At 63.4% G+C, this 23245-nt stretch carries 23 protein-coding genes, 1 other RNA gene and 1 riboswitch; of the genes, 10 read left to right on the top strand and 14 right to left on the bottom strand.

Features of this window, described 5'->3' with window-relative positions; all coding sequences use genetic code 11:
* Positions 1-18 precede the first annotated feature (18 nt).
* Genes cobT through LPA34_RS00760 form a run of 4 tightly spaced genes read right to left on the bottom strand, consistent with a single transcriptional unit; the run spans position 19 to position 4960 of the window.
* Positions 19-1074, bottom strand: coding sequence for a nicotinate-nucleotide--dimethylbenzimidazole phosphoribosyltransferase (gene cobT / locus LPA34_RS00775; protein ID WP_228973884.1), 1056 nt, complete (start codon positions 1072-1074; stop codon positions 19-21).
* Positions 1071-1910 carry an ABC transporter ATP-binding protein gene (locus LPA34_RS00770; RefSeq protein WP_228973882.1) on the bottom strand — a complete coding sequence of 280 codons (840 nt, stop codon included), beginning with the start codon at positions 1908-1910 and terminating at the stop codon, positions 1071-1073. The genes cobT and LPA34_RS00770 overlap by 4 nt, the downstream gene beginning before the upstream one ends.
* Positions 1907-2986: a FecCD family ABC transporter permease gene (locus tag LPA34_RS00765; RefSeq protein ID WP_228973880.1), complete on the bottom strand. Its 1080-nt coding sequence runs from the start codon at positions 2984-2986 to the stop codon at positions 1907-1909. Before LPA34_RS00765 ends, LPA34_RS00770 begins: the two co-directional genes overlap by 4 nt.
* Positions 2987-3022: 36 nt before the next feature.
* Positions 3023-4960, bottom strand: coding sequence for a TonB-dependent receptor domain-containing protein (locus LPA34_RS00760; protein WP_228973879.1), 1938 nt, complete (start codon positions 4958-4960; stop codon positions 3023-3025).
* Between the two features lie 101 nt (positions 4961-5061).
* A riboswitch (cobalamin riboswitch) is annotated at positions 5062-5308 on the bottom strand.
* Between the two features lie 188 nt (positions 5309-5496).
* Between LPA34_RS00760 and LPA34_RS00755 the strand changes: the two genes are divergently transcribed.
* The 5 genes from LPA34_RS00755 (at position 5497) to LPA34_RS00740 (ending at position 7944) form a co-directional block, all read left to right on the top strand.
* Positions 5497-5868: a coiled-coil domain-containing protein gene (locus LPA34_RS00755; RefSeq protein WP_228973877.1), complete on the top strand. Its 372-nt coding sequence runs from the start codon at positions 5497-5499 to the stop codon at positions 5866-5868.
* The gene (locus tag LPA34_RS00750) at positions 5865-6179 is read left to right on the top strand and encodes a cell division protein ZapA (RefSeq protein WP_228874672.1); all 315 of its coding nucleotides are present in this window, start codon (positions 5865-5867) and stop codon (positions 6177-6179) included. The genes LPA34_RS00755 and LPA34_RS00750 overlap by 4 nt, the downstream gene beginning before the upstream one ends.
* 127 nt (positions 6180-6306) lie before the next feature.
* Positions 6307-6488, top strand: a non-coding RNA gene (ssrS, locus tag LPA34_RS27130) — 6S RNA.
* A 93-nt stretch (positions 6489-6581) separates the two neighbouring features.
* A complete protein-coding gene (locus tag LPA34_RS00745) occupies positions 6582-7040 on the top strand; it encodes an EVE domain-containing protein (RefSeq protein WP_228973874.1) in 459 nt (152 codons plus the stop codon).
* A gap of 181 nt (positions 7041-7221) precedes the next feature.
* A complete protein-coding gene (locus LPA34_RS00740; RefSeq protein ID WP_228973872.1) occupies positions 7222-7944 on the top strand; it encodes an SIMPL domain-containing protein in 723 nt (240 codons plus the stop codon).
* Positions 7945-8043: 99 nt separating this feature from the next.
* Here the strand turns inward: LPA34_RS00740 and lgt are convergent, their stop codons facing one another.
* Together lgt and LPA34_RS00730 are read right to left on the bottom strand one after the other, a co-directional pair.
* The gene (gene lgt / locus LPA34_RS00735) at positions 8044-8943 is read right to left on the bottom strand and encodes a prolipoprotein diacylglyceryl transferase (protein WP_228973870.1); all 900 of its coding nucleotides are present in this window, start codon (positions 8941-8943) and stop codon (positions 8044-8046) included.
* Between the two features lie 35 nt (positions 8944-8978).
* A complete protein-coding gene (locus tag LPA34_RS00730) occupies positions 8979-10034 on the bottom strand; it encodes a LysR family transcriptional regulator (RefSeq protein WP_228973868.1) in 1056 nt (351 codons plus the stop codon).
* Positions 10035-10215: 181 nt separating this feature from the next.
* Between LPA34_RS00730 and ilvD the strand changes: the two genes are divergently transcribed.
* Positions 10216-11889 carry a dihydroxy-acid dehydratase gene (gene ilvD, locus LPA34_RS00725; protein ID WP_228973867.1) on the top strand — a complete coding sequence of 558 codons (1674 nt, stop codon included), beginning with the start codon at positions 10216-10218 and terminating at the stop codon, positions 11887-11889.
* 154 nt (positions 11890-12043) lie between these two features.
* A complete protein-coding gene (locus tag LPA34_RS00720) occupies positions 12044-12376 on the top strand; it encodes a c-type cytochrome (RefSeq protein WP_228973865.1) in 333 nt (110 codons plus the stop codon).
* A gap of 49 nt (positions 12377-12425) precedes the next feature.
* Here LPA34_RS00720 and LPA34_RS00715 read toward each other — a convergent pair whose 3' ends face one another.
* From LPA34_RS00715 to LPA34_RS00705, 3 genes are all read right to left on the bottom strand, one after another.
* Entirely contained in the window at positions 12426-12983 is a 558-nt protein-coding gene (locus LPA34_RS00715) for a DUF2486 family protein (protein WP_228973863.1), read from the bottom strand.
* Between the two features lie 79 nt (positions 12984-13062).
* Positions 13063-13479, bottom strand: a complete 417-nt coding sequence (locus LPA34_RS00710) for a DNA polymerase III subunit chi (protein WP_228973860.1) — start codon at positions 13477-13479, stop codon at positions 13063-13065.
* Positions 13480-13528: 49 nt separating this feature from the next.
* Positions 13529-15040: a leucyl aminopeptidase gene (locus tag LPA34_RS00705; RefSeq protein WP_228973858.1), complete on the bottom strand. Its 1512-nt coding sequence runs from the start codon at positions 15038-15040 to the stop codon at positions 13529-13531.
* Between the two features lie 137 nt (positions 15041-15177).
* Between LPA34_RS00705 and lptF the strand changes: the two genes are divergently transcribed.
* The 3 genes from lptF to LPA34_RS00690 are packed head-to-tail and all read left to right on the top strand — an operon-like array spanning position 15178 to position 17834.
* Complete coding sequence (lptF, locus tag LPA34_RS00700) at positions 15178-16278, top strand: LPS export ABC transporter permease LptF (RefSeq protein WP_228973856.1); 1101 nt, start codon at positions 15178-15180, stop codon at positions 16276-16278.
* A gap of 3 nt (positions 16279-16281) precedes the next feature.
* The gene (lptG, locus tag LPA34_RS00695) at positions 16282-17430 is read left to right on the top strand and encodes an LPS export ABC transporter permease LptG (protein ID WP_228973853.1); all 1149 of its coding nucleotides are present in this window, start codon (positions 16282-16284) and stop codon (positions 17428-17430) included.
* Between the two features lie 29 nt (positions 17431-17459).
* Entirely contained in the window at positions 17460-17834 is a 375-nt protein-coding gene (locus LPA34_RS00690) for a sirohydrochlorin chelatase (RefSeq protein ID WP_228974171.1), read from the top strand.
* Positions 17835-18679: 845 nt separating this feature from the next.
* On the opposite strand, the gene cobA is transcribed toward LPA34_RS00690, so the two are convergent.
* From cobA to LPA34_RS00665, 5 genes are all read right to left on the bottom strand, one after another.
* Positions 18680-19456 (bottom strand): uroporphyrinogen-III C-methyltransferase, encoded by a 777-nt coding sequence (gene cobA, locus LPA34_RS00685; protein ID WP_228973852.1) that lies wholly within the window; start codon positions 19454-19456, stop codon positions 18680-18682.
* Between the two features lie 57 nt (positions 19457-19513).
* Positions 19514-20827, bottom strand: coding sequence for a sulfate adenylyltransferase subunit 1 (locus LPA34_RS00680; RefSeq protein ID WP_228973850.1), 1314 nt, complete (start codon positions 20825-20827; stop codon positions 19514-19516).
* A gap of 63 nt (positions 20828-20890) precedes the next feature.
* Positions 20891-21853: a sulfate adenylyltransferase subunit CysD gene (gene cysD, locus LPA34_RS00675; RefSeq protein WP_228973848.1), complete on the bottom strand. Its 963-nt coding sequence runs from the start codon at positions 21851-21853 to the stop codon at positions 20891-20893.
* 93 nt (positions 21854-21946) lie between these two features.
* Positions 21947-22693 (bottom strand): phosphoadenylyl-sulfate reductase, encoded by a 747-nt coding sequence (locus LPA34_RS00670; protein ID WP_228973846.1) that lies wholly within the window; start codon positions 22691-22693, stop codon positions 21947-21949.
* Positions 22690-23241, bottom strand: a complete 552-nt coding sequence (locus LPA34_RS00665) for a DUF934 domain-containing protein (RefSeq protein WP_228973844.1) — start codon at positions 23239-23241, stop codon at positions 22690-22692. The genes LPA34_RS00670 and LPA34_RS00665 overlap by 4 nt, the downstream gene beginning before the upstream one ends.
* Between the last annotated feature and the right edge of the window lie 4 nt (positions 23242-23245).

Below are 23245 nucleotides of genomic sequence, written 5' to 3'. Positions count from 1 at the left end.
TGGCTCAGTGCGTCGGGTTCAGGCGTCGCGGTTCGCGACGCCTGCCGATTCGAAACTCGCCATCTCGTTGACGAACGCCACCGCGGCACGCAACAGCGGCAACGCAAGTGCGGCACCCGTGCCTTCGCCGAGTCGCAGATCGAGCGCGAGTAGCGGCTGCGCATCGAACTGGTCGAGCATGCGCCGATGGCCGGCTTCGTTCGACGCATGCGCGAACACGCAGTAATCGACGACAGCCGGCGCCAGCGCCCGCGCCACCAGCAGCGCCGACGTCGCGATGAAACCGTCGACGAGGATCGTCATGCGTGCCTGCGCCGCCGCCATGAACGCACCGGCCATCATCGCGATTTCGAAACCGCCGAAGGTTGCCAGCACATCGATCGCGGTTTCGGTCTCCGGATGCGCCGCGAGCGCGGCCGCGAGGATGTGGCGCTTTTTCGCGAGGCCGGCGTCGTCGAGCCCCGTGCCGCGCCCGACGCAATCCGCGACCGGCACACCGCTCAGGCGGCTCATGATGCACGCCGCGGCAGACGTATTCGCGATCCCCATCTCGCCGAAGCCGATCACGTTGGTGCCGAGCGCCGCATGCGCGCGCACGCGTCCGGCGCCCGCGTGCAGCGCGGCGAACGCTTCGTCATGGGTCATCGCGGGTTCATGTGCGAAGTTGCGCGTACCGCGTGCAACCGGAATGTCGATGAGCAGGCCGGACGGCGGCAACGGCGTCGCCACACCCGCGTTGACGATCTCGAGCGTGAGACCCGCGACGCGGCTCAACGCATTGATCGCCGCGCCACCCGCGAGGAAATTCGCCACCATTTGCGCCGTCACCGCCTGCGGATACGGGCTTACGCCTTCGTGCGCGATACCGTGATCGCCCGCGAAGACGATCATCGCCGGACGTTCGATTGAAGGGCGCGTCGTACGCTGGATCATGCCCATCTGACGCGCGAGGCCTTCGAGGCGGCCGAGGCTGCCGGGCGGCTTCGTCTTCGTATCGATGATGCGCTGCAGTTCGGCGCGCAACGTCTGTTCGAGCGGTTCGACAACGGGGAGCGCGGGCGTGGATGAAGTCATGGTTGTCTGTTTGAAAAATGAGAGATATCGCGTTGGGTCGACGGGATCAATGCTTCGTGTTCGCCGTCACGGATCAGGACAAGCGGATAGCCGAACGCACGGCTCGCGAGCGCCGGCGTGAGCACGTCGCGGACCGGGCCCGCGTGGGCCGTGCCGTTTCCGTCGAGCAGCAGCGCATGCGTGGCAAAGCGGCGCGCGAGGTTGAGATCGTGACACGAGAAAATCACGCTGCGCGGCGAATGCTTCGATGGCTGTGCCCACGTCGTCAGCGCTTCGAGGCAGTCGATCTGATGATGCAGGTCGAGATGCGAAAGCGGTTCGTCGAGCAGCAGCAGCGGCGCGTCCTGACACAGCACCGCCGCCAGCGCCACACGCTGGCGCTCGCCGCCTGAAAGCGACAGCACGTCGCGCGCCTTGAGCAGCGCGAGGCCAAGCGTGTCGAGTGCGGCATGCGCCGCCGCGCGATCTTCGGCACGCTCCCAGCCCCAGCCATCGAGATGCGGAAAACGGTTGAGCATCACGATCTCGAAGACGCTCGCGCTGAACGCATCGCGCTCGCCTTGCGGCATCAGCGCACGGCGTTGCGCGAGCTTCGCGGGCGACCATGTAGCGACGCGCACGCCATCGAGTTCGACGTGACCACTCGCGGGTTCGAGCAAACCGGCCAGCGCGGAAATCAGCGTGGTCTTTCCAGCGCCGTTCGGACCCGCGATGCACCACACCTCGCCCGGATGAAACGTGTGCGTGAAATCGTCGAGTAACGTGCGTGCGCCGGCACGCAGCGTGACGCGCTGCGCGGACAGTGTCGAAGCGGCAGATGCGTGTGCATTCATCATCGCCGCCTGCGCAACAGCATCCAGAGGAACACCGGCACGCCCGCGAGCGCGGTGATCACGCCGACCGGCAACTGCGCGGGCGCGATGACCGTGCGTGCGACGAGATCGGCGGCCATCACGGCGAGACCGCCTGCAAGCGCGGCGGCCGGCAACAGCATGCGCTGGTCGTTGCCGAACGCGAGCCGCAGCATATGCGGCACGACGAGGCCGACAAAGCCGATCGTGCCGCCCGTCGTCACCGCGGCCGCCGCCGCGAGCGAGGCGACGAGATACACGCGCAGCCGCAGGCGCGTGACCGGCACGCCGAGCGCCTGGGCGGCCGCATCGCCGCGCAGCAGCACGTTCAGCTGCGCCGCGGCCGGCACGATCGCCACCAGGGCGACGACGAGCGCTGCGAGCGCGACCCACGGCATGCCGCCACCGTTCAGGTCGCCGGTCAGCCAGAACAGCATGCCGCGCAATCGACTCTCGGGCGCCACGCTCAGCAGCAACGTGATGACCGCGCCCCAACCCGCCGCGATCACCGCGCCCGTCAGCAGAAGACGCGGCGACGAGTCCTGCGGCTCGCCACGCCACAACTCACGTCGCGCGAGACCGAGCACCAGCAGGATCGACGCGAACGCGCCGGCAAACGCGCTGGCGTCGACGATCCACCACGCGCATCCGGCGATCATCGCGACGAGCGCGAAACTCGCGGCGCCGCCCGATACGCCAAGCACATACGGCTCGGCGAGCGGATTGCGCAGCAACACCTGGAGCAGCGCGCCCGCCATCGCGAGCAACGCGCCGCACGCGAAGCCGGCCAGCGCACGCGGCAGACGCAGCGTGCGCACGATCTCGATAGCCAGATCCGGCGATGACGAACCCAGCGAGGCGGTTACGCCCGGATGCCACGGCACCAATGCGCCAACGACACGCAAGGGCCCGAGCGCGACGCTGCCAAGCGCCAGCGACGCCACGAACACGAGCAACGCGAGCACGGCCAGCCCGCACCAGATCGCGAGGGCGCGCCGCGCGCTCATGCCGGCCGGCGGGCGCATCGAGATGCGGTTCATCGCGGCGCGCTCAGACGACATGCCTGCTTACCCCGCGAACCGGCAACGCAGCGCATCTCACTGCTGCTGCCAGCCGAGCGTGAGATACGCACCGCGTCGCGGCGTGTTGTACGTGTAGGCCAGTTCATAGTCCTTGTCGAAGAGATTCTGGATCTGCGCGGCCACATACCACGACTTCGTGATCGCATAACGCGCCGAGAGATTCACGACGCCATAGCCGGCGAGCGTCGTGCCGCTGTCGTTGCGCTCGCCGCTCACGAGCCACTCGCCGCCCACGCGCCAGCCGCCGATACTGCGATTCGCTGAAAACGAAGCGAAGTGACGCGCGCGCCGGTTCAGATCGGTATTCGTGTCTTCGTCGACGGGATTCTGGAACGTGAGCGCCGCGCGCACGTCCGTTCTGCCGACATGGCCGCTCCATGATCCCTCGACGCCCTGCACTTTCGCGCGCCCCACGTTCTGCGCGACGAACTCGCCCGGACTCATCTGCTGATATTCGATCAGGTTCGTGTAGCGCGTCTCGAACGCCGTGAGCTTCATCACGCCCAGCGCGTCCGACGCATACTGCAACGCCGCCTCGACCGAGTGACTGCGCTCCGGCTGGATCGACGGATTGCCGCTATACGGGTAGTACAGGTCGTTGAAGGTCGGCGCGCGAAACGCGTCCGACCAGCTTGCGGTCACCTTCCAGTGTTCCGTGACATCGTATCCGTAGCCGAGATAGTAACTGTTCGCGCCGCCGAAATCGGAGTACTGGTCGCGCCGCACGTTCGCCTGGAACTGGCTGTTGCCAAAGCGTCCCGTGTAACCCGCAAAGGCCGAGTTCACGTGGCGGTCGGGCGCGCCGTAATCGTTCGAATCGAGGCTCTGGTCGAGATGCTCGTAGCCTGTCTGGAGCTTTTGCTGCGGCGCGAACGTGAAATCGTTCTGCCACGTGTACTGACGGTTGTCGGTATCGAAGTGATCCGTATAGACGCCGTTCAGCGCGGTATTGCTGCGGTCGTTGCCGGCAGCGACGATCACGTGCGTCGTCCACCAGTCGGTCACGCGTCCGTTCGCGAACGCCGAAGCGAGCTGGACCTTGCTGTACAGATTGTTGAGATCGGTCGGCACGCCGTACGGATTGTCGAAGCTGTCGTTGCCGTTCGACTGGAGATAACGCACGCCCACGTCCCACCTGTCGTTGAAGCGGTGACGCAGGGACGCCGAGACGCTCTCGTTCAGATAGCCGTTCGCGTTCGGATTGACCGGCGCGAGCGCGGGGTTGATCGATGAAAAGCCGTCGTCCTTCGCGCGTGCAATCGAAACGCTGAAGGTCGTCTTGCCGTCGCTGTCGAGCGCACCATCGACGCCCGCCTGCTGCCGTTGCGTGTGATAGCTGCCGTATTCGACGGAAAAATTGAAGCGCGGCGGATGGTTGCCGCCAGGCTTCGTGAACACCTGCACGACGCCGCCGACCGCGCCCGATCCGTACAGCGCCGACACGTTACCGTTGACTACTTCGACGTGATCGATCTGGTCGAGCGGAAGCTGCTCGATCTGCGCGTTGCCAAGACTCACGGAATCGACGCGCACGCCGTCGATCAACACGAGCGACTGCTGCGCCGATGCGCCCCGCAAAAAGAGGCTCGCCGACGAACCCGGGCCGCCGTTGCGCACGATCTGCGCGCCCGGCGCGAGTTGCAGCAGGCCTGGCAGATCGCGGGCGGTCGTATCGGCGATGTCCTGCTGGTCGAAGTGCGTGGTCTGGGGAATGGCATCCGCGAGCGACTGCGGTCCGCGCGCGGCGGTGACCACGATGGGCGCGAGCGTCGCCTTCGCCGGGGCGGCCCCGGATGCGGGTGCGGGTGTGGAAGCCGTCGCGTCCTGTGCGGGGGACTGCGCGACCGTGCGCGCGGAGGAAGGTGTGTTGTCCGTCTGCGCGGACTGGGCCAGTGCGACGAGCGGCAAGCCGGTCAGGGCGAGCAGCGCCGCGCGGGCGATGGGCGTGTACATCCGGTGAATTCCTGTAGCTGAGGTGCGCGGCCCGCTTCCCCGCAGACCATTGCGCGACAGGACGACTGTTCGTCGCGAGACAGGCAGCTTGCCGCGCGCGAACGACGCCCTTCCCTCTGGCCGGTATCCGGGCTGGCGACGCGTCGATCCGCCTTCCCACGCATGAATGCGCAGTGGCGCTGCGCGCTTTTTGACGGCGCGTATCGGATCGACTTGCGGGAAATAACGCGGTCGCTTACCGTTGCGGGGGCAGCACAGGTTGACGCGATCGCAATGCCGCGCACCCTGTTTCCCGTTTAACTGCGCGACATGAAAATGCGCGCGGGCACCAAAGTGCCGCAAGTGTAGGAGCGGCCTGCTTTAGCGTCAAGAAAGCGGCACTCACCGCAATTCGCGTGCGCGCCGATTTATTCGATTATCGTGTTTTGCAGGCATAAAACTCGCATAAAGCGAGGTTGTTACGTCTCGAAACGAGACAATTGTCGGAACCTGCGACATTCCGCGCTAGAATGCCGTGTCTTTAGAGGACGCAGCACATGCTCAACGAACTCGAAACACTCTCACAGAACATTGGCCGGCTGATCGAAATCAGCCAGCGTCATCACGAGGCGCGCCGCGCGCTCGAAGATCAGCTCGCCCAGGCACGCGCGGAATGCGAGGCCACACGCGTTGAACTCGAGCAGACCCGCGAAGAGCGCAACGCGCTGCAGGCGGAGCGCGACACGCTCTCGTCGAAGATCGACGACGCACAGGTCCGCCTGAACGCCATCCTCGAAAAACTCCCGCGCGCGCGATCGCATGCCGAGCCGGACAACCAGCTCGACCTGCTCGCAACCCCGCCGCACGAACATGAGGATCATGACGTGGAAGCCGGCCGCGAAGTCACCCGCCACGGAGAAAACGCATGACCACGAAGCAGATCGAAGTCTCGATTCTCGGCCAGCCGTATCGTCTCGCCTGTTCGCCGGAAACCGAAGCCGCGCTGCTCGAAGCCGTGGCACGCGTCGATGCCGAAATGTCGAAGATCCGTTCGGGCAGCAACGTGCGTGGGCAGGACCGTATCGCGGTGATGGCTGCGCTGTCGCTGGCATCGGAACTGCTTAAGCTGCAAGCCAGCGTGCGGCACGGAGAATCTTTTCCCGCTGAGGAAATCCGGCGTACAATGCACTCAATGAACGAACAGCTGGGCGCAGTCATCCAGCAGTACGGCGTGCAGTAAAATTGCAGTGCCGGAGCAGTACAGGTTTTGCAGTCAATGTTTTTAAAGTCCGGTCATGTGACCGCTCTTCGAGTTCGGCGCGATGTACTTCATGAGGTTGTGGCGCGTCTGGATTCACCTCGTTTTACCTTCCCTGCCTGGTTTGCCAAGGTCATATATTCCTTGAACCAATGCCATGTGCACGGTTGTGGAAATTTGCAGCACGGGCGTGCGCGTCACTCTGTCTGATGTACCCGAAGTGCGGCTAACTGCGACCAATTCTGAACCCCCGGTTCAGGATGCCGGCCTAGCGGCTATGGCGGGGATCTATTCGACGGCATCGGACACTCGTCCGGTGCCGTTTTCATTTGCACCCCTGCTTTCCTCTTTTTCCTCTCTCCACTTCAACGTTCATATCGACTCATGCGCTACTGGCTAATGAAGTCCGAACCGGACGAAGCAAGCATCGATCACCTCGCGGAGGCGCCGCATCACACGTTACCGTGGACAGGCGTGCGCAACTATCAGGCACGCAATTTCATGCGCGACACGATGCAGGTCGGCGACGGTGTGCTGTTCTACCATTCGAGTTGCCCTGAGCCCGGCATCGCGGGCATCGCGGCGGTCGCGTCGACGCCCTACCCCGATCCCACGCAGTTCGACAAAAAGAGCCCGTACTACGATCCGAAATCGGATCATGAAACGCCGCGATGGGCGCTCGTCGACGTCGTCTTCAAGAAGAAGATCGCGCTGATCCCGCTCGCGACGCTGCGCGAGCATCCCGAGCTCGCAGGCATGCGCGTGCTGGCAAAAGGCAACCGGCTGTCGATTACGCCCGTCACCGAAGCCGAATGGCAGTTCATCACGAAGCATCTGGTGTGAGTGTGTGCTGGCGCGATTTGTGTAATCGGATCTTGCCTGCGGGAACCGTATCGCCTGACAGACGCCTAACAGTTCCGCAAGCGTCGTGCCCGTTCGTGGCATGACGCGGCCGTGAAGGCACTGGATGGCGCACCGGCGCCAGACCCTTCGCGTGCAACCGGCTCAAGAAGGAATTCATCAAATGACCCGAAAAAACGCACTCGCTTTCGCCTTCGCACTGGCGTCCGTCACGCCGCTCGCACTCTCGCTCGCGCCCACCACTGCCTTTGCCCAGACCGCCGTGCAGAATCCGCCGTCGGGCGTGCTGTCGCTGTCCGCGCAGGCAAGCACCGATGTGCCGCAGGATGTCGTCAACATCACGCTCTTCTACGAGCAGGAAGCGGGCGATCCCGGCTCGCTCACCAGCACGCTGAACCAGCGCGCCGATTCGGCGCTGCAAAAAGCTAAAGGTGTCGCGGGCGTAACGGCGCGCACCGGTTCGTTCTCGATCTACCCTTCAACCGATCGCGACGGACGCATTTCCGCGTGGCGCGGCCGCACGGAGGTACAGCTCGAATCGCACGATTTCGCCGCTGCGTCGAAGCTCGCGGGGCAGTTGTCTTCGGTGATGCAGGTCGGCAACGTGTCGTTTTCGCTGTCGCCGGAAGCGCAGCGCGCCGCGGAAAAGAAGCTGACCGGTGAGGCGATCGCGTCGTTCCGGCAGCAGGCGACATCGGCGGCTGAAGCGTTCGGCTACAGCGGCTACACGATTCGCGAAGTCAACGTCGGGCACAACGGCGTGATGCCGCGTCCGATGATGATGATGAGCGCCCGCGCCGATGCGAAGGCCGCCGCGCCGATGCCGCTCGAAGGCGGTACGTCGACGGTGACGGTCAATGTGTCGGGCTCCGTGCAGATGAAGTAACGCGGCCCGCCCGTCCGCCATGTGAAACACCCCGGCATGCCGGGGTGTTTCAGTTTCAGAAAGGTCAGGCAGGCAGCGCCAGCGATACAGCCGTGCCGGTCAGTTCGTGCCCACTGCCGGCTGGCGGCGGCCGCGACGGTATGCCCACAGCAGCATGAGCACGCCCGCGATCACCATCGGCAGCGACAGCCACTGCCCCATCGAAAGCCCCAGCGCCAGCAATCCGAGGAAATCGTCCGGCTCGCGAGCGAACTCGACGGTGAAGCGCGCGAGGCCATATCCGATCAGAAACACCGCGGACGCCGCACCCACCGGCCGCGGCTTGCGCGTGAAGAACCACAGCACGAAGAACAGCACGACGCCTTCCAGCGCGATCTCGTACAGCTGCGACGGGTGACGCGGCAGCATGTGATATTGCGCGAACACATCGGCGAGGTGCCAGCGCGAAGTGAGGTCCGGATGCGCCGCCATCCAGCCCGCATCTTCGTTGGCCGCGCTCGGGAACAACATCGCCCACGGCGACGTCGGGTCCGTCACGCGCCCCCAGAGTTCGCCGTTGATGAAGTTGCCAAGACGTCCGGCCGCGAGACCCGTCGGCACCATCGGTGCGACGAAGTCGGTCACCTGCAGCCACGTCCGGTTGCGCTGCCACGCGAAGAGCACCATCGCGAGCGTCACGCCGAGAAAACCGCCGTGAAACGACATACCGCCTTCCCAGACCTTGAAGATGTCGAGCGGATGCGCGAAATACCAGCTTGCCTTGTAGAACAGAACATAGCCGATCCGGCCGCCAAGAATCGTACCGAGCACGCCGTAGAACAGCATGTCGTCGATGTCCTTCGCGGTCCAGCCCTGCGCCGCGACGTGCGGCAGACGCAGCCGCAGGCGGCCGACGACGATGGCCGCAACGAACGCCACGAGGTACATCAGGCCGTACCAGCGCACCGCGAGCGGTCCCAGATGAATGGCAACGGGATCGATATTGGGGTGAATGAGCATGTGTTTTTATGGGTGGTTCAACTGCGGGTTCTGTATCAGCGCCTGCGCGCACGGGTTGACACCGGGTTCGCCGGTGACGCGGACGCAGGCTTCGCTTGCGACTGTGCTGGCGACTTCGATTTCGGCTTCGTCCGCTCTGACGCCGCGGACGCGACAAGGTTCGCCACATACGCGCGCACGATGTCGATAAAGCCCGCGAGCACCGGGCTCACCTCGCCCGTGCGCCAGACGAGGCCGGTCTCGATGGCGGGCACCGATTCGCGCAGCGGACGGTAGACGACGCCGGTGCGCCGCAGGTTACGCAGCGATTGCGGCACCAGTGCGACGCCCATGCCGGCCGACACGAGGCTCACGATCGTCTGCATCTGGATGGCTTCCTGCCCAATGCGCGGCGTGAGGCCCGCGACGCCGTAGCAATCCATAATGATGTCATAAAAGCCTGGCGCCAGACGCCTTGGGAAAATCACGAGCGGCACATCGGCGACGTCGCGCAGGCTGACAGGCGCGTCGCGCCAGTCTTCGGCGGGATGTCGGTCGACGCGCGCCGCGACCTCCGACGACATCGCGATCACCAGCGACTCACGCGCGATCGGCAGCCACGACAGCTGCGCGAGGTGGCGCGGCGGCAGGGGCGCGATCACGAGCCCCGCGTCGATCCGGCCCGCGACGAGCTCGTCGATCTGCACGTCGCTCGTCGCTTCGGCGAGTTGCAGACGCACGCGCGGGTGGCGTGCGCCGAAATCGCGCAGCAGCATCGGCAGCAGGCCGTAATCCGCCGTGGACACGAACGCGAGCGACAGCACGCCCGCCTCGCCGCGCGCGAGACCCTGCGCGAGCGGGCGCAGCCCCTCGGCGCTCGCCAGCAGGCGGCGCACCTCCGGCAGCAGATCGGCGCCCACCTGCGTGAGCTCGACGGACCGTTTGGTGCGCGCGAACAGGTCGACGCCGAGCGTGTCTTCCAGCGCGCGGATGGCCTGCGAGAGCGGCGGCTGCGTCATCGACAGGCGCGCGGCCGCGCGCCCAAAGTGCTTCTCTTCGGCGACGGCGATAAAGTAGCGCAACTGGCGCAGATCCGGGGTGACGGCTTGCATCGATTAATACTTTTTCCGACCTGATCAAGCCTGAATAATATATTGGACACGTGCCTCGAGAAACTGCATTCTTGCGCCACGTGCTGGAAACATCCGCCCTGCACCTCCCGGACAGCGGATTTCCCCACCAATACACAGCACTCCGGGCGCGATTCCCGGACAAGACAATACGGAGCTCCCCATGTCGTACAACCGTCGTTCGAAGAACATCACCCAGGGCGTCGCGCGCGCGCCAAACCGGTCGATGTATTACGCGCTCGGCTACGAGAAAGCCGATTTCGACAAGCCGATGATCGGCATTGCAAACGGCCACTCGACCATCACGCCGTGCAATTCCGGCCTGCAGCGTCTCGCCGACGCTGCGGTGAAAGCCGTCAAGCTGTCCGACGCGAACCCGCAGATCTTCGGCACGCCGACCATTTCGGACGGCATGTCGATGGGCACCGAGGGCATGAAGTACTCGCTCGTGTCGCGCGAAGTGATCTCGGACTGCATCGAAACCTGCGTGCAGGGCCAGTGGATGGACGGCGTGGTCGTGATCGGCGGCTGCGACAAGAACATGCCGGGCGGCATGATGGCGCTCGCGCGCCTGAACGTGCCGGGCATCTACGTCTACGGCGGCACGATCCGCCCGGGCAACTGGAAGGGCAAGGATCTGACGATCGTGTCGTCGTTCGAAGCCGTCGGCGAATTCACGGCCGGGCGCATGTCGCAGGAAGATTTCGACGGCGTCGAAAAGAACGCATGCCCGTCGTCGGGCTCGTGCGGCGGCATGTACACCGCCAACACGATGAGCTCGTCGTTCGAGGCACTCGGCATGTCGCTGCTGTATTCGTCGACGATGGCGAACCCGGACGACGAAAAGGTCGATTCGGCCGCCGAATCGGCACGCGTGCTGGTCGAAGCGGTGAAGAAGGACCTGAAGCCGCGCGACATCATCACGAAGAAGTCGATCGAAAACGCCGTGGCCGTGATCATGGCGACCGGTGGTTCGACGAACGCCGTGCTGCACTTCCTCGCGATCGCGCACGCCGCCGAAGTCGAATGGACCATCGACGACTTCGAGCGCATGCGCAAGAAAGTGCCGGTGATCTGCAACCTGAAGCCGTCGGGCCAGTACGTGGCGACGGATCTGCACAAGGCCGGCGGCATTCCGCAGGTCATGAAGATCCTGCTGGACGCGGGTCTGCTGCACGGCGACTGCATGACGATCACGGGCAGGACGATCGGCGAGGAACTGAAAGACGTGCCGTCGAAGCCGCGCGCCGACCAGGACGTGATTTTCCCGATCGACAAGGCGCTCTATAAGGAAGGCCATCTCGCGATCCTGAAGGGCAACCTCGCACCGGAAGGCGCGGTCGCGAAGATCACCGGCCTGAAGAATCCGGTGATCACGGGCCCGGCCCGCGTGTTCGAGGACGAGCAAAGCGCGATGGAAGCAATCCTCGCCGACAGGATCAAGCCGGGCGACGTGCTCGTGCTGCGTTATCTCGGACCGAAGGGCGGCCCCGGCATGCCGGAAATGCTCGCGCCCACTTCCGCGCTGATCGGCAAGGGCCTCGGCGAATCCGTCGGCCTGATCACGGATGGCCGCTTCTCGGGCGGCACGTGGGGCATGGTGGTCGGCCACGTCGCGCCGGAAGCGTTCGTGGGCGGCACGATCGGTCTCGTGCAGGAAGGCGACTCGATCACGATCGATGCGCACAAGCTGCTGCTCGAACTGAACGTCGACGCGGCCGAACTGGAGCGCCGCCGCGCGGCATGGCAGCAACCGAAGCCGCGTTACACGCGCGGCGTGCTGGCGAAATACGCCGCGCTCGCGCTGCCGGCCAACAAGGGCGCGATTACGGGCTGATGCGGGAACGAAGGCTGGCGGCGTGCCGCCAGCCTTGCTGGAAAGGCTTCACGCAGTACAAAGGGGCACACGACGTCGTGTGCCCCTTTGCTTTTATAATGCGTCGACAAGAAGTCAACCCAAAAGTCCGGCACACGCACCGGCGGAGACCAGAATGAATCGGAAGTCGTATGCAGCAATGGCGCTTGCGGGCGCACTGGCAGTCGGCGGAACGGCACATGCACAGGAACCGCCGGGCGACGGGCTCGCCCTCGCGAGAGCGCAGAACTGCATGAGCTGCCATTCGGTGAACCGGCCGCTCATGGGGCCGGCGCTGCACGACGTGGCGACCCGCTACGCGACGCGCAGCAACGCGGTGACCTGGCTGTCCCACAAGATCGTCGAAGGGAGCTCGGGCGTGTGGGGCGCGGTGCCGATGCCCGCCAATACGCAGCTTTCACCCGATCAGGCCGTCGCGCTCGCGACCTGGATCCTTTCGCTGAAGTAACCCAGCCGCGCCTCACGTCCAGCATCGATTCCGGTGACCGCCGCGCAGGTCACGCTCCGGACTGACGCCTGCGCTCTTCTTCCACCGCTTCGCGCACCCAGTTGCTCATCTGCGCTTCGAGCACCGCGCCCACTTCCTTCGCGATCTGGCCGACAAGCCACGTCGCGTGGACCTGCATCGCCGCGCGACAGCGCTCCTCGATCACTTCCTGCCCTGGTCCGCGAAGGTAAGCCGTAAACTTTCCGCGTAGATGGTCGGCGAGCGCATCGGCGTTGGGGACGGTTGTATTGGGCGTGCTGGTCGAGGCTGGCAACGGCGCGGCAACAGCTTCGGCCGGAGTAACGGGATCCGCCGCCGGAACAACCGGTGCGGCATCGGCCGGCGCTGCAGCCACGGCTTCAGGTGCATGCGTGTCCGCTGGCGCCGTGTCCTTCGGCGTAGGCGCTTCAAATACGTCTTCCAGCACCGGCACGTCGTCGAACGTATCGACTGGTGCCGCCGGTGCCGGTACGTGATGGCTCCGCGTGGGACTGCCGGTGACGAGTACTTCGGTCAGAAGCGGAATCGCCTCGTCGTGGCTATCTTTGCTGTCGCTGGAATGGGACACGAATACACTCCGTCGATGGATCGGGCGAGCCGATATGAGTCGAAGCCGTGGCGCCGCGTACCTGCGTCAAACGCAGAACTCAGCCGCCCTGCTTGTAGTTGTTCAGAGGATAGCCGCGATCGCGGTAAAAGCGATAGCGTTCCCGACCGGCCGCGAGTTCATCGGGCGCGTTGCCGACCACTTCGAGCAGCCGTTCGAACCGCGCGAACTGCGCCGGCACGCCGGCGCCCAGGTTCAGCAGCACCTGATGGTGCGGCACATCGTCGAGATCCTCGGTGAGCACGATCGGCGTGGTGGCGGCGAGCGCGCTGCCGGCCATGCAGTGCGGCACGAAGTCGAGCGGCGAGAACGTCCACAACTGTTCGTCGAGGGCGCGCAGCCGCGCGGCGTCGGCCAGCACGACCGTCGGCTGGCCCGCCTGATACGCCTTGCGCAGCAGGCGGCACGCATACAGCAGCGCGTCGCCGACGTTCGAGTGGAAATCGATCCGCGTCATGCCCCGCTCCGCGCTGCCACACGTGTACCCACGCTCGTGCTGCGACGCGTCATTGCGCCGCGCGGTCGATCAGGAACTGCGCGAGGAGCGGCACCGGACGGCCTGTCGCGCCCTTCGCGGCGCCGCTCTTCCATGCGGTGCCGGCGATGTCGAGGTGGGCCCACGGATAGTCGCTGGTGAAGCGCGACAGGAAGCACGCCGCCGTCACGCTACCCGCCGGACGGCCGCCGATGTTCGCGATGTCCGCGAAATTCGACTTCAGCTGGTCCTGGTACTCGTCGTCGAGCGGCAGACGCCATGCAGGGTCGGACGCTTCCTTCGATGCGTCCAGCAGTTCGCCCGCGAGCGCGTCGTCCTTCGAGAAGAGACCGCTGTTGTGATGGCCGAGCGCGATGATGCAGGCGCCCGTCAGCGTGGCGATATCGATCACGGCTGCCGGCTTGAAACGCTTCGCGTACGTCAGCGCGTCGCACAGGATGAGGCGGCCTTCGGCGTCCGTGTTCAGCACTTCGATCGTGAGACCGGACATGCTGGTGACGATGTCGCCCGGCTTCGTCGCCGTCGCCGACGGCATGTTTTCAACGGCCGGAATGATGCCGACGACGTTGATCTTCAGGCCCATTTCCGCGACTGCACGCAATGTGCCGAGCACCGAACCGGCGCCGCACATGTCGTACTTCATTTCGTCCATGCTTTCGCCCGGCTTGAGCGAAATGCCGCCCGTGTCGAACGTCACGCCCTTGCCGACCAGCACGACCGGCGCGGCTTTCGCGGCACCACCCTGGTACTGCAGCACGATGAACTGGGCCGGCTCGACCGAACCACGCGTGACCGACAGGAACGAGCCCATCTTGAGCGCCTCGGCCTGTTTCTCGCCCAGCACCTCGACCTTCAGCTTCCAGTCTTTCGCGAGCTTCTTCGCAGTGTTCGCGAGCCAGGTCGGCGTGCAGACGTTGCTCGGCAGATTGCCGAGGTCGCGCGTGAGGTCCATGCCGCTGGCGAGCGCGGCGCCCTGCTTCGCGGCGAGCTTCGCGGCCTTTTCGTCGACGGTGTCGACGCTGAAGACGATGCGCTTGAGCGCCCGCACGCTGTTGTCGGGCTTGCTCTTCATCTGCGTGAAGCGGTAGGTCTGTTCGCGCAGCGCGAGGATCGCGGCGCGCACGTTCCAGTCGCTCGTGCGTTCCTGCACCGGCAGTTGCGCGAGCGTGAACGTGACCTGCACGACCTTCGTGGTGAGGAGCGCGCGCCATGCGGCGCGCACAGCGTCGCCGTAAGCTTTCTGTGTGAACGCATCCTGTTTGCCGAGACCCACGAGCAGCACGCGGGACGCGCCGATGCCGGAGACTTCGTGCAGGAACAGCGTGGCGCCGCTCTTGCCGTCCATATCGCCCGCCTTGATGATGCGGGTGAGGAGACCTTTGGTTGCCACATCGATTTCGAGAGCGGCACCGGAAAGCGTCTGCGACTCGAACACGCCGATTACGATGCAGTCGGATTTTCCGGTCAGGAACCCGTTTGACGAGCCTTTGCTCCAATCACAGGCTTTTATGCTAAAGTCCATCGCGCTTGTCCTCGGATAAAATCTGGGCTTAGGATGAAAGCCGCAATTATCCGCTATTTTTCCTGCGGCGGCTGCAAGGAAGGCGTTACGGCATACAACCCGGGCGACTTCCTGGGCACGCTCTCTCTTCATCAACAATGATCTTCGAACGCTCCCTCCAGCGCGAACTCGCGTATACGGCTGGTGCCGTGTTCATGGTTCTGCTGACCCTCGTGCTGACGACGATGATGATCCGCATCGTCGGCTTTGCCGCGTCGGGCGAGATCGATCCGCGCGACGTCCTGGTCCTGATCGGCCTCACCGTGATCGGCTACCTGGCGATCATGCTCGTCGCCACGCTTTTCGTGTCGATCCTGTTCGTCCTCACGCGCTGGTACAAAGATTCCGAAATGGTGGTGTGGCACGCGTCGGGCGTGAGCCTCACGCGCCTCATCAAACCGATCGCCGTGTTTTCGACGCCGATCATCATTCTCATCATGTTCTTCGTGTTCGTCGGCTGGCCGTGGTCGAACCAGCAGAGCAAGCTGATCCGCGCGCGTTTCCAGCAGCGCGATGAAGTTTCGATGCTCGCGCCGGGCCAGTTCCGCGAATCGCCGGCAAGCCACCGTGTGTTCTTCATCGAGAAGATGTCGCCCGATCAGGGCCACGTCGAGAACGTCTTTGTGACGAGCACCGAAAACGGCAAGGTCAACGTGATCGTGTCGAAGAACGGCCACACTGAAACGGAGAAGAACGGCGACCGCTTTGTCGTGCTGGAAAACGGCCGGCGTTACGACGGCGAGCCCGGGCATCCGGATTTCCGCATCATGGAATTCGAGCGTTATGGCGTGAAGATCCAGAGCCAGCCCGTGGTGAGCACGCCCACGACAACCGGCACGCCGACGCTCGACCTGTTGCGCAATCCGACGGACGACAACCTGGCGGAATTCGCGTGGCGCGCCGGGTTGCCGCTGATCGCGATCAACCTGATGTTGCTGGCGATTCCGCTTGCGCACCAGAATCCGCGACGCAGTCGCACTATCAATCTGGTGATGGCGGTGCTGATTTATCTGACGTATTCGAATCTGTTGAACGTGGTGCAATCCTGGATCGAGCAGGGCAAGCTTTCGTTTGGTGTCGGGATCATCGGGCTGCACATTATCGTGGCCGCGATTGTCGGCTTCCTGTTCTGGCTGCGCGTGCGCAACCGGCCGCTGTTCACGCGGGCGATGTTCCAGCGTCCGTCGCAGGGGGCCTGACCGATGCGTATTTATGAGCGGTACTTCGCACGGCAGATCTACCTCACGTTCATTTTCATTCTGTTCGCGTTTTCGGGCCTGTTCTTCTTTTTCGACCTGATCAACGAACTGAATTCCGTCGGCCACGGCAACTACAAGTTCAGCTATGCGGTGCTGCGGGTCGCGCTGCAGACGCCCTCCCGCTTCTACGAAATCATTCCGGTTGCCGCGTTGATCAGCGCGATCTACGTGTTTGCGCAGATGGCGGCGAATTCCGAGTACACGATTTTCCGGGTATCCGGCCTCGCGACGAATCAGGCGTTGCGCTCGCTGATGAAGATCGGCATTCCGCTGGTGTTCCTGACCTACCTGATCGGCGAAGTCGTCGGTCCGTACACGGATCAGTTGTCGGAGCGCGTGCGCCTGGAGGCGCTGGGCTCCGCGGTCTCGAGCAACTTCGCATCGGGCGTATGGGTGAAGGACACACTGACTGCGCGCGCGGATGGCGAGCAGGTGACGCGCTTCGTGAACGTCGGCGAATTGCGACCGGACGCGACGATCAGCAACGTGCGCATTTACGAGTTCGATTCGCAGTTTCGCCTGGCCAATGTGCGGATCGCGAAGACGGGCAAATACGCGCCGCCGGGGCACTGGCAACTGACCGACGTCACCGATACGCAGCTGATCGACGTCGTGCCGGCCGGTGCCAAACCCACCGATGCGTTGAACCCCGTGTATCGCGCGAAGCAGGTGACGTTACCTGAGTATTCGCTGCGTTCCGAGCTGACGCCGCAGATTCTCTCGGTGCTACTGGTTTCACCCGAGCGGATGTCGATGTTCAATCTTTTCCGCTACATCCAGCATTTGACGGAGAATCACCAGGACACACAGCGTTACCAGATTGCGTTGTGGCGCAAGCTGCTGTATCCATTTGCGGTGTTCGTGATGCTGGTGCTGTCGTTGCCGTTTGCGTATCTGCATACGCGTGCGGGCGTGGTGGGTGTGAAGGTGTTTGGCGGGATCATGCTTGGGATGAGTTTCCAGCTCTTCAACACGCTTTTCTCGCACATTGGCACATTGAATACATGGCCGGCGCCATTGACGGCGGCGACACCTGGGTTGATTTATCTGGTGCTTGGGTTGGTCGGATTGAAGTGGGTTGATCGACACTAGCGCGGTGGGTTTTTGCCGGAATCTGCATGATGGCACTGCACGGTATTGTTCTGTTCGGGCATGGCGCGCGCGACGCGCGGTGGGCTGAGCCTTTTGAACGCCTCGTGGCGAAGTTGTCCGCTGCGCGCGGAGATGCCGGGCCTGTTTCGCTGGCTTTTCTTGAGTTGATGTCGCCGGATTTGCCTTCTGCTATTGCTTCGCAGGTTGCTGCCGGGTGTGGTGTGATTACTGTCGTGCCTGTGTTTTTTGGGCAAGGTGGGCATGTCAGGCAGGATTTGCCTTCTATTGTTGACCGCTGCCGCGGTGAGTTTCCCTCTGTTGTTATTCGCTGCTCCACAGCGGTGGGGGAGGACGATGCTGTCCTCGATGCTGTTGTTGGGTTTTGCCTTCGGCAGGTTTTTTAGTTTTTCTGTCTTTTTGGCCTTTTTGGTCTTTCTCTGGTCGACGATTTTTTTTTGGCCTTTCCTTGAAACTGTGTTTTTTGGCCTTTCCTTGTATTGGTGTTGGTTTATTAGCGTCGCCCCTGTGCGGGGCGGCACCTACTTTTCTTTGTCTTGCCAAAGAAAAGTAGGCAAAAGAAAGGCGCTTCGAAAACTCATTTCTTCAAGGCGCATCATCGCCGGGGAATGGCAACCCATGAAGTGTCGCCCTCGCACTTCATCCGGCATTGGTCCCCGCGCGATTGCGTCCGTCGCACAGCACCGCCTTTGACACAGCACTCATACATCCGACTCCGCACTGCGTGCGTCGCCGTCCGGCATAACTCCCCGCCACGCGATTTGGTCGCGCCGCTCCAGTACTCCAGCCTGCGCCCTGCATAACCGCCGCCCGGCGGTCTTCATTGTGTGACCCAAGCCTTGCCGCAGTAAATCGGGTAGCGCCTTAATTGAGTAGATCTGGGAGCATCGTTGCAGGCAGGTGAACTACCGCCAGCGCGCGGCCGAGCCTGACCGATCCGCGACGCACGCAGTGCGGAGTGGGGGGGATGAGTGCTTTGTCACGGGCGCTAAACATGCGTGAGATGAAATCGCGCGGGGACCCATGCCGGATGAAGTGCGAGGGCGACACTTCATGGGTTGCCATTCCCCGGGAATGATGCACCTCGAAAAGATGGCCTTTCGAAGCGCCTTTCTTTTGCTTACTTTTCTTTGGAAGACAAAGAAAAGTAAGTGCCGCCCCGCACAGGGGCAACGCTAATAGACCAATACCAATACAAGGAAAGGCCAAAACAAAAGCAAAAGCAAAAAACCTAAGCCGCATGCAATGCAGAAGAAGAAACAGAAGAAGAATCCGGAACCTCATCACGCGGCAACAAGCGCCGCTCAGCAAACGCCTCGCCGATCATCAAAAGGCTGGGCTGGGCCTCATCAAGCCACTGCTGCGCGTCGCCAGCAGCAAGCGCCTCAAGGGTCAAGGTCAACGCCCGTTCCCGAGCCGTGCTGCAAGCTTCAACAATAGCAACAGGCGTAGACCCGACGCGCCCAGCGTCAATCAACCGTTGGGCAATTTCGGGCGCACTGTCCCGCCCCATATAGAACACCAGTGAATCCGCCTTCACCTGCTCGCGGATCTCGTCGGTGTCCGCTGCCCGGCTATGCGTAGCCAGCGCGACACTGCGCGACACCCCTCGCAGCGTCAGCGAACGCTTCAGCGCCGAAGCACCGGCAAGCGCAGCCGTAATCCCCGGCACCACCTCGTATTCAATACCCGCCGCCTCAAGCGCCCGCATTTCCTCATCGGCACGGCCAAACAGCATCGGGTCGCCGCCCTTCAGACGCACCACCACATCGTGCTCCAAAGCCGCATCCACAATCTGCTTGTTAATGAAGTGCTGCGCCGTCGAACGCTGCCCACAACGCTTGCCCACGGCAATCCTGCGCGCGTGCGAAGGCGCGTAATCGAGCATCGACGGCTCAACCAGCGCGTCGTGCAGCACGACATCCGCCATGCCCAGCAAACGGGCGCCGCGCACCGTGATAAGGTCCGCTGCGCCCGGCCCTGCACCAATTAGATACACCTTGCCCATTTGCTCAATCCCATCCGTTCAGTTCGTGCCAGTACAACCGCGCTCAAGCGCGATCACTCAGGCACTAAACGCACGAATCATGCCGGCCGCGACCGTGTGATGCGTCGCCTCGTCAATCAGCACGAACGCGCCCGTTCCAGGGTGCGAATCGTATGCGTCGGCCACGATCGGCTTTTGCAGCGTCAGCGACACGCGACCAATATCGTTCATGGTCAGATCATGCCGGTCGGTAGCCTGCGACAACGTATGCACGTCCAGCACTTCCCGGATCGCGCCAATGCGCGCGAACACCGTATTGGTAGTCTGCTTCAGCAGATACTTGCGCTGCGTCGACAGCGGTGTCTCGTCAAACCAGCACAGGTCGGCTTCCACCTTCTTCGCCGGCACAGGCGCGGCTTCGCGAAGCACGAATGTATCGCCACGCGATACGTCGACGTCTTCCGCCAGGCGGATCGTTACCGTTTGACCCGCGAACGCGCGGTCAACCTGCGCGGTGCCGCCCGGCACCGGCGCGATGATCTCCGAGACCGTCGCTTCACGGTTCGCCGGCAGCACGACGATCGTGTCGCCCAGCTTCACTTCGCCCGCTTCGACGCGCCCCATGTAGCCGCGGAAATCGTCGGCCTGGCTGCCGTCCTGGCGCGCCACCCATTGCACCGGAAAACGCAGTGCCTGACCCGTCGGAATCTCCACCGGCAAGGCCTCAAGCACGTCCAGCAGCGGTTCGCCCGCATACCACGGCATGCGCTCGCTCGCGGTCACGATGTTGTCGCCCTTCAGCGCCGACACCGGCACGAAGCGTACGTCGTTCAAACCCAGTTGACGCGCCAGTTCGACGTACGCATCGCGGATTTCGTTGAAGCGCGTTTCGCTGTAGTCGACGAGATCCATCTTGTTGATCGCGACGATCGCATGCTGCAAGCCCAGCAGCTTCACGATCGCGCTGTGACGCTTGGTCTGCGGCAGCAGTTGCGCCGCGCCATCCACGAACGTGACGCGCGTCGCGTCGACGAGAATGATCGCGGCATGCGCGGTCGATGCGCCCGTCACCATGTTGCGCGTGTACTGCTCGTGGCCCGGCGTATCGGCGATGATGAACTTGCGCTTCGCGGTCGCGAAGTAACGGTACGCGACGTCGATCGTGATGCCCTGCTCGCGCTCGGCTTCGAGGCCGTCGGTCAGGAGCGACAGGTCGATTTCGTCGCCCACGGTGCGCTTGTTCTTCGCGCGCGACAACGCGGAAAGCTGGTCCGACAGCACAGCCTTGCTGTCGTACAGCAGGCGTCCGATCAACGTGCTCTTGCCGTCGTCGACACTGCCTGCAGTAATGAAACGCAGCACGCCGAGGTCTTCTGGTTGACGAATACTCATGATGTTCCTTGTCCCTCTGTCGACGGGAGTTCGCGCTTTAGCGCGTTACTCCCGTCCCATGCCTTAGAAATAACCTTGCTTCTTGCGTGTTTCCATCGCGGCTTCGGATGCCTGGTCGTCCATTCGCGTTGCCCCGCGCTCCGTGATTTCGGTCACGGCCGTTTCAGCGATGATCTTCTCCAGATCGTCGGCGTCGCTTTCCACCGGGCACGTGCAGCTGATGTCGCCCACGGTACGGAAACGCACGAGCGCCGTTTCGCTGGTTTCGCCTTCGCGCATCGGCGTCAGCGGCGTCACCGGCACGAGCAGCCCGTTACGGCGCACGATTTCGCGGTGATGCGCGTAATAGATCGACGGCAGTTCGAGCTTTTCGCGGGCGATGTATTGCCATATGTCGAGTTCGGTCCAGTTCGAGATCGGGAACACGCGCAGATGTTCGCCCTTATGCAGACGCGCATTGAAGAGGCTCCACAGTTCCGGACGTTGTGCCTTCGGATCCCACTGGCCGAATTCGTCACGGAACGAGAAGATGCGCTCTTTCGCGCGCGCCTTTTCCTCGTCGCGGCGCGCGCCGCCGATCATCGCGGTGTAGCCGTATTGCTCGATCGTTTCGAGCAGCGTCACCGCCTGCGCGGCGTTGCGCGAATCGAGTTCGCGACGCAGACGCACCGTGCCGCGTTTGATCGAATCCTCAACGTGGCCCACCACGAGTTGCGCGCCAATCTCTTTAGCGCGACGGTCGCGGAAGTCGATCACTTCGTCGTAGTTGTGGCCGGTGTCGATGTGCACGAGCGGGAATGGCAGCACCGTCTTGCGATTCGCACCGAGGCCGAATGCCTTCAGCGCCAGATGCAGCACGACGACCGAATCCTTGCCGCCCGAAAACAGCAGCGCGGGGTTGCTGCATTCGGCAACCAGTTCACGCAGGATGTGAATCGACTCGGCTTCGAGCCAGTCGAGGTGATCCATCCGGTTCGCGGTGTTGGCGAGCGGAGCGTTCAGTGCGGGATCGAGCGTCGTGCTCATGGTGTGTCCTTCCTTTGTTCCCGTCACAAGTGGTGACTTGCGACGCGATATTCAATCGTTCAATTGATCTGTTTCTGCTGCCCGGGCCGCGCTTCAGATGGCGGAGCTTTGCCCGCTGACCACTGCAACCGGAATCGTCGTGATGTGCAAGCCGCATTCCTTCGTATCGCGCGACTCCCACCACCAGCGCCCTGCCCGGCTGTCTTCACCAGGACGGATGGCGCGTGTGCAGGGTTCGCAGCCGATGCTCGGATAACCGCGCGCATGCAGTGGGTTGACCGGTACGTCGAACGCCTTGAGATACGCCCACACATCGGCCTCGGTCCAGTCCGCGAGCGGATTGAACTTGGCGATATTGCGCGCGCCGTCGTGTTCTTCCTCGTGCAGTTCGGCACGCGTCACCGACTGCTCGCGACGCTGGCCCGTCACCCATGCGCTCACGTCCGACAGCGCGCGGTTGAGCGGTTCGACCTTGCGGATTTCGCAGCAGCGCTTGCGCAGATCGATGCTGTCGTAAAACGCGTTCAGACCATGCTGCACGACGTATTCATCGACCGCATCCGCCTGCGGGTGAAACTGTTCGATATCGTAGCCATAGCGCTCTTTCACGCGATCGAGCATGCCCAGCGTTTCCGCATGCAGACGTCCGGTATTGAGCGAGAAGACGCCGATCTTCACGTTGCGCGAAAGGATCGCGTGCGTGAGCAGCATGTCTTCCGCGGCAAGACTGCTGGCGAGCTTGACGTTCGCATGACGCGCGGCGATCGAATCGAGCAGCGTATCCAGCCGTTCGATCTTCACCGCGAGCTCAGGCGTCACTGAAAGCGTGGCGTCGCTCATGCCGGTGCCTTTTGCGCCGTCGCGGCAGCCGCGGCTTCGCGGCGACGGAACAGCGGCACCGGATCGTCGACCGCGCCCTGATACTGCACGGTGAAATCGTCGAATGCCTTGAACGCGTCGTGGATGTCCTTGTCTTCCCGCACCGCAAATGCGTCGAACCCGCAGCGGTACATGAGGCGCACCTGGTCGCGCAGCACGTCGCCGATCGCGCGAATTTCGCCCTTGTAGCCATGGCGTTCGCGCAGCAGGCGCGCAATGCTGTAGCCGCGGCCGTCGCGGAACACCGGGAAGTCGATCGCGATCAGCGCGAGCCTGTCGAAGTCGGCCACCACGTCGGCCGGTTCGCTGTCCGGCTCGAGCCATACGGCGATTTCGCCGGCGCCACGCGATGCGATCAATGCATCGCGCGAGGCGGTCCACAATGCGAACGGCACGATCACCTTGCCTGCCGGCAGTGCTTCCACCGCGGGCAAGGTGCCGTCTTCCGCCGCACGCACCACCGTCCAGTCATCGCTAACGATCGTGCGGTTCTTGATAATCGAAGCCATCTGC

This window comes from Paraburkholderia gardini (assembly GCF_907164575.1).
Classification (GTDB): Bacteria; Pseudomonadota; Gammaproteobacteria; order Burkholderiales; family Burkholderiaceae; genus Paraburkholderia; species Paraburkholderia gardini.
The sequence above is the reverse complement of the archived record's forward strand: the minus strand, read 5'-3'. Positions and strand labels throughout refer to the sequence as shown.

Coding starts and splice junctions, on each gene's coding strand:
- LPA34_RS00750 (WP_228874672.1), top strand. CDS start 5,865: ATGACCACGAAGCAGATCGAAGTCTCGATTCTCGGCCAGCCGTATCGT.
- LPA34_RS00770 (WP_228973882.1), bottom strand. CDS start 1,910: ATGATGAATGCACACGCATCTGCCGCTTCGACACTGTCCGCGCAGCGC.
- LPA34_RS00745 (WP_228973874.1), top strand. CDS start 6,582: ATGCGCTACTGGCTAATGAAGTCCGAACCGGACGAAGCAAGCATCGAT.
- cobA (WP_228973852.1), bottom strand. CDS start 19,456: ATGGGCAAGGTGTATCTAATTGGTGCAGGGCCGGGCGCAGCGGACCTT.
- LPA34_RS00720 (WP_228973865.1), top strand. CDS start 12,044: ATGAATCGGAAGTCGTATGCAGCAATGGCGCTTGCGGGCGCACTGGCA.
- cobT (WP_228973884.1), bottom strand. CDS start 1,074: ATGACTTCATCCACGCCCGCGCTCCCCGTTGTCGAACCGCTCGAACAG.
- LPA34_RS00730 (WP_228973868.1), bottom strand. CDS start 10,034: ATGCAAGCCGTCACCCCGGATCTGCGCCAGTTGCGCTACTTTATCGCC.
- LPA34_RS00690 (WP_228974171.1), top strand. CDS start 17,460: ATGGCACTGCACGGTATTGTTCTGTTCGGGCATGGCGCGCGCGACGCG.
- LPA34_RS00705 (WP_228973858.1), bottom strand. CDS start 15,040: ATGGACTTTAGCATAAAAGCCTGTGATTGGAGCAAAGGCTCGTCAAAC.
- lgt (WP_228973870.1), bottom strand. CDS start 8,943: ATGCTCATTCACCCCAATATCGATCCCGTTGCCATTCATCTGGGACCG.
- LPA34_RS00665 (WP_228973844.1), bottom strand. CDS start 23,241: ATGGCTTCGATTATCAAGAACCGCACGATCGTTAGCGATGACTGGACG.
- LPA34_RS00740 (WP_228973872.1), top strand. CDS start 7,222: ATGACCCGAAAAAACGCACTCGCTTTCGCCTTCGCACTGGCGTCCGTC.
- LPA34_RS00710 (WP_228973860.1), bottom strand. CDS start 13,479: ATGACGCGGATCGATTTCCACTCGAACGTCGGCGACGCGCTGCTGTAT.
- lptF (WP_228973856.1), top strand. CDS start 15,178: ATGATCTTCGAACGCTCCCTCCAGCGCGAACTCGCGTATACGGCTGGT.
- lptG (WP_228973853.1), top strand. CDS start 16,282: ATGCGTATTTATGAGCGGTACTTCGCACGGCAGATCTACCTCACGTTC.
- cysD (WP_228973848.1), bottom strand. CDS start 21,853: ATGAGCACGACGCTCGATCCCGCACTGAACGCTCCGCTCGCCAACACC.
- LPA34_RS00755 (WP_228973877.1), top strand. CDS start 5,497: ATGCTCAACGAACTCGAAACACTCTCACAGAACATTGGCCGGCTGATC.
- ilvD (WP_228973867.1), top strand. CDS start 10,216: ATGTCGTACAACCGTCGTTCGAAGAACATCACCCAGGGCGTCGCGCGC.
- LPA34_RS00760 (WP_228973879.1), bottom strand. CDS start 4,960: ATGTACACGCCCATCGCCCGCGCGGCGCTGCTCGCCCTGACCGGCTTG.
- LPA34_RS00670 (WP_228973846.1), bottom strand. CDS start 22,693: ATGAGCGACGCCACGCTTTCAGTGACGCCTGAGCTCGCGGTGAAGATC.
- LPA34_RS00765 (WP_228973880.1), bottom strand. CDS start 2,986: ATGTCGTCTGAGCGCGCCGCGATGAACCGCATCTCGATGCGCCCGCCG.
- LPA34_RS00680 (WP_228973850.1), bottom strand. CDS start 20,827: ATGAGTATTCGTCAACCAGAAGACCTCGGCGTGCTGCGTTTCATTACT.